This is a genomic window from Desulfobacter sp. UBA2225 (assembly GCF_002348205.1).
Lineage (GTDB): Bacteria > Desulfobacterota > Desulfobacteria > Desulfobacterales > Desulfobacteraceae > Desulfobacter > Desulfobacter postgatei.
Genome location: NZ_DDYV01000157.1, coordinates 1 through 10,549, shown reverse-complemented (window position 1 = coordinate 10,549; position 10,549 = coordinate 1). Strand labels below are relative to the sequence as shown.

Sequence of the window (10,549 nt, the reverse complement as noted above, 5' to 3'; positions counted from 1 at the left end):
CGTCCAACAACATGGAAGATCCGCCGATCAAACCCACGGACGATTCACCGTATCGCATGGCCCCGGTCCTTGATACCATTATTCCGGACAAGTCCAACCAGGCCTATGATGTCAAACAGGTTATTGTCGCTATTGTGGATGACGGCTACTTTTTTGAACCCCACCAGTATTTTGCCAGAAACATTGTGATCTGTTTTGCCCGGCTCAATGGTCGTCCCATCGGCATCATTGCCAACCAGCCCATGGTTATGGCAGGTTGCCTGGATATTGACGCTTCTGATAAGGCCACCCGCTTTATCCGGTTCTGTGACGCCTTTAACATTCCCATGCTTACCATTGCCGATGTGCCGGGTTATCTGCCCGGTTCCAACCAGGAGTGGGGGGGGGTTATCCGGCACGGGGCAAAACTTCTNNTGTGGTGCTACTCCGAGGCCACGGTGCCCAAGCTTTTGCTGATCACAAGAAAAGACTACGGCGGGTCATATATCGCCATGTGCTCCAGGCATCTTGGTGCGGACATGGCCTTTGCCTGGCCCATGGCCGAGGTGGCGGTCATGGGGGCTGAAGGCGCGGCAAACGTCATCCATGCAAGGGAGATTAAAAATGCCGAGGACCCGGCCGCCATGCGCAAACAGAAAATAGACGAGTACAATACCCAGTTCTCCAATCCCTATTGTGCCGCAGCAAGGGGATATGTGGATGCGGTGATCGTGCCGAGTGAAACCCGGCCAAGGCTCATAGATGCCCTTGAGGCTGTGGCAACCAAACGGGAATTCCGGCCGGCCAAGAAACACGGAAATATTCCTGTATAACAGCCATGGGATAGCTTAATCCGCTAAACCGGTTATGGCCAAGGAGACCTTTTTTATGAAAAACAAAAAATTGGCTGCTGCCATGGCTGCTGTTCAGATGTACATCAGAACGCAGGAAGAGGCAGCCATTATTGCACTGCAAAAACAGGCTTCCAATGCTGCGGTGAAACCTGCCCCGGTTGGCCAGATCAACCTTTGGGGCCTTTCCGGACGGCAGGCAATTATGAATGCCAACGCAATGATACGGCAAAGAATGCTGAAATGATAAAATACAATAAAAGATAATTTATGTAGGATATTATGACCGATCACAATGAAGTTAAAATGGTTGAGATGGATTATTCAGAAACGCGACCAAAGGTAAAAAATCCCCTGAAAATTCAGGATCTGTCCCTGCGAGATGGCCATCAGTCATTGTTTGCCACCCGGGGCCGTACCGAAGATATGATTCCTGTGGCCGAGCAGATGGATGAAATCGGATTCTGGGCCGTGGAGGTCTGGGGCGGCGCTTCCTTTCACATCATGCATCGGTATCTCAACGAAGACCCCTGGCAAAGGCTTCGCACCCTGAAACGGTATTTCAAGAAAACGCCAATTTCCATGCTGCTGCGCGGCCAAAACCTTGTGGGGTACCGTAATTATGCCGATGACCTGGCCGAACTTTTTGTTAAAAAGACCGTGGAAAACGGGCTGGATATTTTCAGGACCTTTGATGCCCTTAATGATTACAGAAATTTCGAAACCGTTGTACCCGTAATCAAATTGTGTGGTGCACATTTCCAGGGCTGCATCTGCTATACACTGACAGAGCCACGCCTGGGCGGAGATGTGTATAACCTGGAGTATTATCTGAAAAAGGCCAAAGTCCTTGAGGATATGGGTGCCGATTCCATCTGCATCAAGGATGTGGCAGGATTGATGGCCCCTTATGACGCCTTTGAGCTCGTAAAAGCGCTGAAAGCAGAAGTTAAGCCCCCGATTCACCTGCATTCCCATTTTACATCGGGCATGTCCCCCATGACTCATCTCAAGGCCGTAGAGGCAGGCGTTGATATTATTGATACCTGCATGACCCCTTATGCATACAGAACATCCCATGCAGCACTTGAGCCTCTTGTGATGAGCCTTTTGGGCACAAGTCGGGATACGGGACTTGATATCAAGGCACTTACCCGGATCAATGAGACCCTGGAAAAAGATGTGATACCCAAGTATAAGCATCTGCTGGATGACACCAAGCTCTCACTGATTGATATCAATGTGCTTATGCACCAGACACCTGACTTCATGCGCGCCAATTTGGAAAAACAGCTTCGGGAAATGGATGCACTGGACAAAATTGATGCGGTGTACAAAGAGCTGCCCAGGGTCAGGAAAGAACTGGGACAGATTCCCCTTGTAACGCCAACCAGCCGGATTGTGGGTACCCAGACGGTGAACAATGTGCTTTTTGACACCAAGGAAGAGCGTTACAAAATGATTACGGCCCAGGTCAAGGATTTATGTTACGGCCTGTACGGCAAAACAGCAGTTCCCATTGATGCTGAAGTGCAGAAAAAAGCGCTCAAGGGCTATGAAAGAGGCGAAGAGCCGATCACCTGCCGTCCGGCAGAAGTTTTGACGCCGGAACTTGAAAAAGCCAGGAAAGAGATCGGCGATCTGGCTGTGGATGATGAGGATCTTATTCTCTGTGCCCTGTTCCCTGTAACCGGCAAAAAATACCTGATGCAAAAATACGGTAAGGAACAGGTGCCTGACACGGTCAAACCCATTACCCTGGAAGATGTTAAAAAACAAGAGGATATGATTAAAAAGGCCAAAGCAGGCAAGCTCATTGAACCTGCTGGGGATCTTCCTGAAAAAAGCGAGTTTGCCAGAACCTTTAATGTATTTGTGGACGGTGAATGTTTTGAGGTTGGTGTCGATGAAGTGGGTGGTTCTCCAATGATTTCCTATGCCGCCCTTGCTTCCGCCGCACCTGCGGCAGCTCCTGTTGCACCGTCTGCCCCTGCAGCACCAACACCTCCTGCACCCCCTGCAGTATCGGCTCCGAAGCCCCCATCAGCAAAATCGGTCGCACCTGCACCAAAACCCAAACCTGCTGCACCGGCAGGCTCCGGGACGCCTGTTTTGGCACCTATGCCCGGCATGATTGTCAAGTATACGAAAAATGTGGGAGATGCGGTGAACGCAGGCGATACCGTTGTCTTGATTGAGGCCATGAAGATGGAAAATGCCCTGCTGGCAACAGTCGACGGAACCATTACCGCCATTAATTTTAAAACAGGTGATTCAGTGGCCAAGGATGATGTACTGGCAACCATAGAATAACTCAAATAGAACACAATAGGGGGAGGGGGATGGTTTGACAACCATCCCCCTGTGCTTATTATGATAGTTGATGCCGGTGTGTGATCCGGCACCACTATCATAAGGAGAAAACAATGGCATTTGAAACCAAAGAAGAACTGCTTGAAAAATATCTAAAAATGGAAAAACCCCATTGTCCTCATTGCGATGAGGTCATGACCCTGTGGGAGATCCCGCCTATCAATTTTTCAGACGGTTTGGGCTGGCAGACCCCCTATCTTTTTGTCTGTTTTAACGATGACTGTCCTTCTTATAAAAAGGGCTGGCAGCATATGATGGACTCAGTGGAAGCACCCGCCTCGTACAGATGTTTTTGCGAGCCAGGCGCCAAGAATTTTGAATACATGCCCGTGTTCAGTCCCCTGGGCGGTACAGGTTCTGTTCTGGATGATGCGGCGCTTGTGGCGGAACAAGCCCGGCAAGAGCTGATGAAACAGACCTTTTCCATCCTCACGGATTATTACATTTCCAAAGACTGGGATGAGATTTTAAAGATCTGTCTGAACCCAAAAATTCCGCCCAAGGCAAGGCTGAAAGCCGTAGACATGGTGGGTGAGTTAGGTGATGCAACGGCTGTGGAGCATTTGATCAACCATAAGTTCCCGACCCCGGTATTACAGGAAGGGGTGAAAAAAGCAATTGAACAGCTTCATGAACGCCATTTTACCCGGGAATGCCCTTTTTGTGCCGAGATCATTAAAAACCGGGCCACCGTATGCAAACATTGCGGAAAGGATGTGCCCCGGGCATAAGAAGGCAAATGCTATGCAGGACCGTTATTGGGGAATGCACCCCGATAAAAACCGGGCATTGATGCACACGAAAAGAATGCTGCCCGAGTTTGTGTGTGATGCAGTAAACCTGGAAGGTCTGAATTTCACGATTCCTGAAATTCAGACCCTGCTTGACGGGATAACCGTAGGCGGTCATAAGATTTCGGATCAGCAGGTCGCGCTGAATCAGGCAGAAGCCTGGAGATACATTTTCAGCGTGATTGAGGACAATAATTTTAAAGTCGATATTCCAACGGTTAATGAGATTCACAAGATAGCGGCAAAAGAAGATGCGATGACCTGGGGAAAATTCAGGGACGGCATTGTCACTATTGCCGGCACCCCCTATACCCCCCCCACGGCAGGGCAGTTAGCGGAACAGTTTAATCTGATGCTGTCAAGTGCCGTTGAATATCGTGATGTATATGACCGGGCAATCCATTATTTTTTGGTAATGGCTCGAAATCAGTTCTACCATGATGTGAATAAACGCACCGGCCGTTTTGTAATGAACGGGTTTCTTCTTCAAAATGGATTTCCCGGGATCAATATTCCGGCAAAACGCAAACTGGAATTCAACACTCTGATGCTGGAATTCTATGAAACCAATAGCCAAGGACCGATGAATCAATTCATCCGCTCCTGTCTGGACACCAGAATCATTGAGGATATGAAGATTCATCCTCGATGATTCATGTTTTAGAGCGAATGTTTCCACCCCCCCCCCATTAGCCAGGGCATCGAATCCTAAGTCGTTATTTGTTGATCTTTTCTATGTTGAAAGATCGGTAGATAATCATCTCACCGCTTCTTTTATCCGGATCAAGGATCGTGGATTCAATTTTCTTTAGAATGGCCTGGGCCTGGGAATAATCCGGAATGGCGTCAAGTCCATGTCCGATGGTTTTTCCTGTGCAGGCATCCTTGATAATGGCGTCTCTGGCATCCGTGGATATGGCAAAGGGAATGATATGGTCATAAACCAGTCTGGCACCGGCCAGGATTTCCCTTTCATAGGATCCAATAGACCCCGCCACACAGGTGATGGCCATAAAGGGGCGCTCTTCCAGCCTTACAATCAGATCAATTACGGATGGATAGTCTTCGCCCTTGAACTGGACGGTCAGAGGGACGTCCACAAGAACATCTGATTTGGCGTATCCTTTGCTCTCCACCAGGAATTTTTCAAAAATCTGTCGGCTGGCTTCAGCGCCGACATTGTCTATTTCTTTGCCGGTAATATAGTCGGTAACTTGATCAAGTGTCATAATTAATAAACTGTTAAATTAAAAAATTATTATTGATATTGTTTTATTTATTTATCTTGGATCAGGCATTGACCTGTCATTTCGAAAGGCTGCGCTATTCCAAGAACATTGAGTATGGTTGGCGCAATATCTCCAAGTTTGCCGTCCAGAAGGCTGATGGCAGGTGCTGGTTTGGCTGCAACAATAAATCTTACCGGATTTAATGTATGGGCCGTATGGGGGGATCCGTCCTGGGCCAGCATCTGTTCTGAGTTGCCGTGGTCTGCGGTGATAAAAGCGGTACCACCGGTTTCCCAGATGGCTTCCACCACTTTTTCTACACAGCTGTCTACGGTTTCACATGCCTTTACCGCCGCGTCAAATATACCGGTATGCCCAACCATGTCCATGTTGGCAAAGTTAAGCACCACAAATTGAAATTTGCCTGAACGGATCTGCTCGCAGGCTTTTTCCGCCACTTTGTCCGCACTCATTTCAGGTTTCTGGTCATAGGTCTCAACATCCCGGGGAGAGGGGATGAGGATACGCGCTTCCCCGTCAAAAACCGCCTCATCACCGCCGTTAAAAAAATAGGTGACATGGGCGTACTTTTCAGTTTCTGCAATGCGAAGCTGGGAAATTTTATTTTCGCTTAGGATCTGCCCGAAAATTTTGTCCAGATGTTCGGGGGCAAAGGCTGCAGGCAGATCAAAGTGTTCGTCATACTGGGTCATGCACACAAAATCGCAAAGGTTTGGGCAGGTGGTACGCTCAAAACCGTCAAAGGTTTTTTCCGTGAATGCCCGGGTGATCTCCTTGGCCCGGTCGGCCCGGAAGTTGAAAAAAATAAGGCCATCGCCTTCTTCAATTTTTCCTTCATTGCCTGGGCAAAAGTATACCGGTTTGATGAATTCATCGGTTTCTTCCCTCTCGTAGGCGGCCTGTATGGCTTGGACAGGTGACTGATTGGATGCATCAACGCCTATACCTTGGGTATAAAGTTCATAGGCTCTTTGTACCCTTTCCCAGCGGGTGTCCCTGTCCATGGCCCAGAAGCGTCCGGTCATGGTCGCCACCTTTCCTGTGCCAATATCCTGGATTTTTTCGTCAAGCTGTTTTAGAAATTTAATGCCGGATGTGGGAGAGGTGTCCCTGCCGTCCATGATGGGGTGGATATAAACCCGGGTAATGCCCTTATTTTTGGCCATTTTTATTAAAGCAAACAGGTGATTGATGTGGGAGTGAACCCCGCTATCGGAAAGCAATCCCAAAAGATGAAGACTTTTGTTTGTCTTTTTAACTTTGTCCATAACTGAAACAAGGGCCGGGGTGGAATAAAAACTATTATCCCGGATGGCCGTGTTGATCCGGACAAAATCCTGGGCCACGATCCTGCCGGCCCCGATGTTCATGTGGCCTACCTCGGAGTTTCCCATGGTACCGTCGGGAAGTCCCACAGCCTCACCGCAGCATTTAAGGGTTGTGTTTGGGCACTCGTCTATGAGCCTGTCCAGAAACGGTGTATTGGCGGCGGCCACTGCATTGCCTTCTTCCGATGGGTTGATCCCCCAGCCGTCAAGTATCATCAAGATATTGACCGGTCTTTTTTCAGAACCCATCGTCATCATCCATATCTGTTTCTGTTTGCCTACCAAATTCGGAGAGATCAACCGGTGCGGCATCACTCCAAAGTCCTTCAAGGTCGTAAAATGCCATGGCATCGGATTCAAAGATATGGATGATCAGGTGCCCGAAATCAAGCAGCGCCCACTGGCCTTCCTTGACCCCTTCTGTACCTAAAGTCTTTATCTTTGCCTCCTTAAGGGATTTTATAATATGTTCGGAAAGGGAGGTTACCTGCCGGCTTGATCCGGCTTCCACAATCACCACCATGTCTGTGTAGGAGGTTAATTCACTGACCATCAGTGCGGTTACGCGTTTGGGTTTTCGGTCAAATATGGGGGCAAGATAGGGGATATATTCCTCTTGGAGGGCGATCATTTATATAAATCCTTTGTTCTGATAAAAGTCTCAACATCTTCAGGTACAAGTCCTGAGATAGATTTGCCGGATTTGATTCGGTTCCGTATCTGTGTCGATGATATATCAATTCTTGGAACATTGCAGATACGGATCGGAAAAAGCCGGTCATGGACAAAAATATTATCGTTCTTAAGTTTGTAGCCTTTTGAAACGTGCTCGTCAATAAAGGAAGCATAAGGTTCCATGCCGGTTCTTTCACCGCGCTGCATCACGATCACGGGCAGTGCCCCAAAAATTCTATTGGCCTGTTTCCAAGAGGGCGTGTCAAAAAAAGCATCCGAGCCTAAAAGCAGATGAAAACGGGTGTGGCTGCCAAATATGGTTTTAAACTGGGATATGGTGTCAATGGTAAATGACGGACCTTTACGCTGCAGTTCAATGTCAGACACCTGAAACCCATTTAGATTTTTTATCGCGCGTTTTACCATGGTAAGGCGGTCCCGGGCGGAAGCCAGGTTAAGGTTCGGTTTGTGGGGGGGCAGGGCTGACGGGTAAAGTATGATTGTCTCAAAGGCATAATGCGCCTTGACATATTGGATAATGCCTAAATGGCCGTTGTGAATGGGATTGAATGTGCCGCCGAAAAGTCCTGCATTCATCTTGGCTGTATCCGTTGCCCGGCACTATTCCTTGTCTTCAGGTACTGCAGGTTGAAGCAGTTGAGCCAGGTGTTTGATCAGGGTTTTAACGCCTTTGCCCGTAGCTGCGGAAATGGTAAAAATAGACTGATCGGGCAAAGCGTTTTTAAAGGCCTCAATCCGGTTTTCAGTGCCCGTAAGATCAATTTTATTGAGAACCACAACCTGGGTTTTGTTTGCCAGGGTATCGCTGTGCATTGCCAGTTCATTGTTGATGAGCGCAAATTGTTCCAACGGATTTTCCGGATCAATGCCGCTGGAATCAATAAGATGAACCAGAATACCGGTACGTTCAATATGTTTAAGAAATTTTATCCCAAGGCCCACGCCTTCATGGGCACCCTCAATCAGCCCGGGAATGTCGGCTACGGCAAAGGGTTCGCCAAAGGGCGGTTCCACCATGCCGATGGTGGGGGTCAGTGTGGTAAAGGGATAATCCGCAATTTTGGGACGGGCCGCTGACATGGCTGAAATCAGGGTGGACTTGCCTGCATTGGGTAGCCCTACAAGCCCGACATCTGCCATGAGTTTGAGCTCTAAGCGAAGTTTCATCTCAACGCCCGGGATTCCGGGTTGGGCAAATCTGGGCACCCTGTTGGTGGATGTGGCAAACCGTTTATTGCCCCGTCCGCCCATGCCGCCCTGGGCTATAACTATTTCTTTGTCGGGATCAGTGAGGTCGACAAGGACCTGTGAGGTTTGCGCATCAAAAACAATGGTACCAGGAGGAAGTGATAAATAGCAGTGGCTGCCGTTTTTGCCACGCTTCTGCCGACCTAAGCCTGGAGCTCCGTTTTGTGCACGTAAGTTTTTTTGGCGGCGATAATCATACAGGGTCCGTTTTGAAGGATCCACCCGGAGGATGACATCCCCCCCATCGCCGCCGTCTCCGCCGTCAGGCCCGCCTTTTTCTATGAAACGCTCACGCCGGAAACTGACGCACCCTGCACCGCCACTTCCGGACCTGATCATAACAATGGCCTCATCAACAAATTTCACGCTTCATAAACACTGACTTTTTTTCTGTCACGACCTTTTCTTTCAAAGGTCACGACACCGTCGATCTTGGCAAAAATGGTATAATCTTTGCCCATACCGACATTGTTGCCGGGATGGATTTTGGTGCCACACTGTCTAATAATGATATTGCCGGCGGTGACTTGCTCGCCGCCGAATTTTTTCACGCCCCGCCGCTGGGAGTTTGAATCACGACCGTTTTTTGAACTGCCTGCTGCTTTTTTATGTGACATGCTTCTCTCTCTTTCATTAACACGTTACAAATTTATACCTTAAGGACAAACAATTAAGCTGAAATGGAGTTAATCCTGATTTCAGTGTAGTGTTGTCTGTGACCTCTCATTTTTCGGTAGCCTTTGCGCCGTTTGTATTTAAATACAAGCTGTTTTTTGCTTCGGCCCTGTTCCACGATAAAAGCTTTGACGCTTGCATTCTCTATCTGGGGTGCCCCTAAAGTTACGGTCTCACCATCGGAGTATAACAGGACATCATTAAATTCAATTTCAGATCCTTCGGTGCCTTCAAGCTTTTCAACTTTTAAAACCTGATCTTCCTGGACCTTGTATTGTTTGCCCCCGGTTCTGATTACTGCATACATGGGTTTATCTCCTTACAATCTGACATCATATATCGGGTACTTAAAAAAAACTCCGCATAATATAACTATTTGCCTGTATTGTCAATTCATTTTTGATTTCCATGCTATCCGGTGACGGTTACTGATAATATTTTTTCGTTCTCTTTTTCAGATGATTGAAGCATTTAAAACCATCCTTCCGGAATGGAGCAAATCTCTTTTTTTATGCCTTTTTAACAACAGCGCATTTAAGGTACATGGCACCGAATCTTTCAATCTTACAGGAAATATCGTGACCATTTACGGGGTCATCAAGAAGTTTGATGTTTTTGACTTTTGTGCCCAATTTGATTGTGTCCTTCCCTGCCTTAAGGTCTTTGACGGTGGTTACCGTATCGCCATCCTGCAAAGGATTGCCGTTGACATCAAGGAATCGTGGTCCATCTTCCGAGGGTGTATCGGCCGCCTGACCAGGTGTCCATTCATGAGCACACTCCGGGCATATCCACAGGAGTCCATCAGGATAGGCATAAGGTGAATTACATTTGGGACACATATTCTTTTCAACTGACATAGCAAAATTTCCGATTGATTGTATAAAGGTTTAAAAAAAAATTTCATGCCGTGAAACGTCTATCACGATGAAATATAAATGAAGCCTTCTTTCCGTATATATAGGGATGGGAACTTGCTTTTTGTTTAACAAGGCGCCAAACGTTTTTCGACGTATAGAATATTACCGCCCCCTGATATACACACAGCATGTTGTGTGTATATCAGGGGGGCTCGATTTGAGTCAAACAGTTTTTGCCAATTTGTTACATGCAAGCCCATCTTCAATGCGGATATGGGACAGTATCAAGTGATTTTCCGCAGATGGTTTCAGGAATCTTTTTCAAGATCGTCCAATCGAGCTCTAAAATGGGATTCAAGGCTTCGGTAGGCTTCCAACTCAGAAAATTCTTTGGATAATTTTCGGGCGATATTTAATCCTTCCCGAAAAATTTTTTTTGCTTTGTGGTATTTTTTTAGCGATTGCTCAATTTCGCCGACGTTGTTCAAGGAGACCGAG

14 protein-coding genes are annotated in these 10,549 nt (G+C 47.6%); 5 read left to right on the top strand and 9 right to left on the bottom strand.

Translation table 11 applies throughout. From position 1 onward, the window contains the following. From B3D59_RS08170 to B3D59_RS08150, 5 genes are all read left to right on the top strand, one after another. A partial coding sequence (locus B3D59_RS08170; protein WP_286818853.1) for an acyl-CoA carboxylase subunit beta occupies positions 1-812 on the top strand: 812 nt, incomplete at its 5' end. Between the two features lie 55 nt (positions 813-867). Further along, on the top strand, positions 868-1,077 hold the full coding sequence (locus B3D59_RS08165) for a hypothetical protein (RefSeq protein WP_004074453.1): 210 nt from the start codon (positions 868-870) through the stop codon (positions 1,075-1,077). 35 nt (positions 1,078-1,112) lie between these two features. Further along, complete coding sequence (locus B3D59_RS08160; protein WP_286818848.1) at positions 1,113-3,143, top strand: pyruvate carboxylase subunit B; 2,031 nt, start codon at positions 1,113-1,115, stop codon at positions 3,141-3,143. A gap of 113 nt (positions 3,144-3,256) precedes the next feature. Beyond that, complete coding sequence (locus tag B3D59_RS08155) at positions 3,257-3,934, top strand: zinc ribbon domain-containing protein (protein WP_286818847.1); 678 nt, start codon at positions 3,257-3,259, stop codon at positions 3,932-3,934. A 13-nt stretch (positions 3,935-3,947) separates the two neighbouring features. After that, entirely contained in the window at positions 3,948-4,646 is a 699-nt protein-coding gene (locus B3D59_RS08150) for a Fic family protein (protein WP_286818845.1), read from the top strand. 64 nt (positions 4,647-4,710) lie between these two features. Here the strand turns inward: B3D59_RS08150 and B3D59_RS08145 are convergent, their stop codons facing one another. The 9 genes from B3D59_RS08145 to B3D59_RS08105 all read right to left on the bottom strand — a co-directional run. Continuing rightward, positions 4,711-5,223 carry a type I restriction enzyme HsdR N-terminal domain-containing protein gene (locus B3D59_RS08145; protein ID WP_286818843.1) on the bottom strand — a complete coding sequence of 171 codons (513 nt, stop codon included), beginning with the start codon at positions 5,221-5,223 and terminating at the stop codon, positions 4,711-4,713. A gap of 47 nt (positions 5,224-5,270) precedes the next feature. Further along, complete coding sequence (gpmI, locus tag B3D59_RS08140) at positions 5,271-6,821, bottom strand: 2,3-bisphosphoglycerate-independent phosphoglycerate mutase (RefSeq protein WP_286818842.1); 1,551 nt, start codon at positions 6,819-6,821, stop codon at positions 5,271-5,273. After that, positions 6,811-7,203 carry a ribosome silencing factor gene (gene rsfS, locus B3D59_RS08135; RefSeq protein ID WP_286818841.1) on the bottom strand — a complete coding sequence of 131 codons (393 nt, stop codon included), beginning with the start codon at positions 7,201-7,203 and terminating at the stop codon, positions 6,811-6,813. Before rsfS ends, gpmI begins: the two co-directional genes overlap by 11 nt. Beyond that, a complete protein-coding gene (gene nadD / locus B3D59_RS08130; protein WP_286818840.1) occupies positions 7,200-7,844 on the bottom strand; it encodes a nicotinate (nicotinamide) nucleotide adenylyltransferase in 645 nt (214 codons plus the stop codon). Before nadD ends, rsfS begins: the two co-directional genes overlap by 4 nt. Before the next feature lie 24 nt (positions 7,845-7,868). After that, positions 7,869-8,882, bottom strand: coding sequence for a GTPase ObgE (gene obgE / locus B3D59_RS08125; protein WP_286818837.1), 1,014 nt, complete (start codon positions 8,880-8,882; stop codon positions 7,869-7,871). After that, complete coding sequence (rpmA, locus tag B3D59_RS08120) at positions 8,879-9,133, bottom strand: 50S ribosomal protein L27 (RefSeq protein ID WP_004074461.1); 255 nt, start codon at positions 9,131-9,133, stop codon at positions 8,879-8,881. The genes obgE and rpmA overlap by 4 nt, the downstream gene beginning before the upstream one ends. Before the next feature lie 53 nt (positions 9,134-9,186). Beyond that, a complete protein-coding gene (gene rplU / locus B3D59_RS08115) occupies positions 9,187-9,498 on the bottom strand; it encodes a 50S ribosomal protein L21 (RefSeq protein WP_286818835.1) in 312 nt (103 codons plus the stop codon). 202 nt (positions 9,499-9,700) lie between these two features. Then, positions 9,701-10,051, bottom strand: coding sequence for a zinc ribbon domain-containing protein YjdM (locus B3D59_RS08110; protein ID WP_277002485.1), 351 nt, complete (start codon positions 10,049-10,051; stop codon positions 9,701-9,703). Positions 10,052-10,359: 308 nt separating this feature from the next. Beyond that, the coding region (locus B3D59_RS08105; protein ID WP_286818833.1) for a hypothetical protein at positions 10,360-10,549 on the bottom strand (190 nt) is incomplete at its 5' end.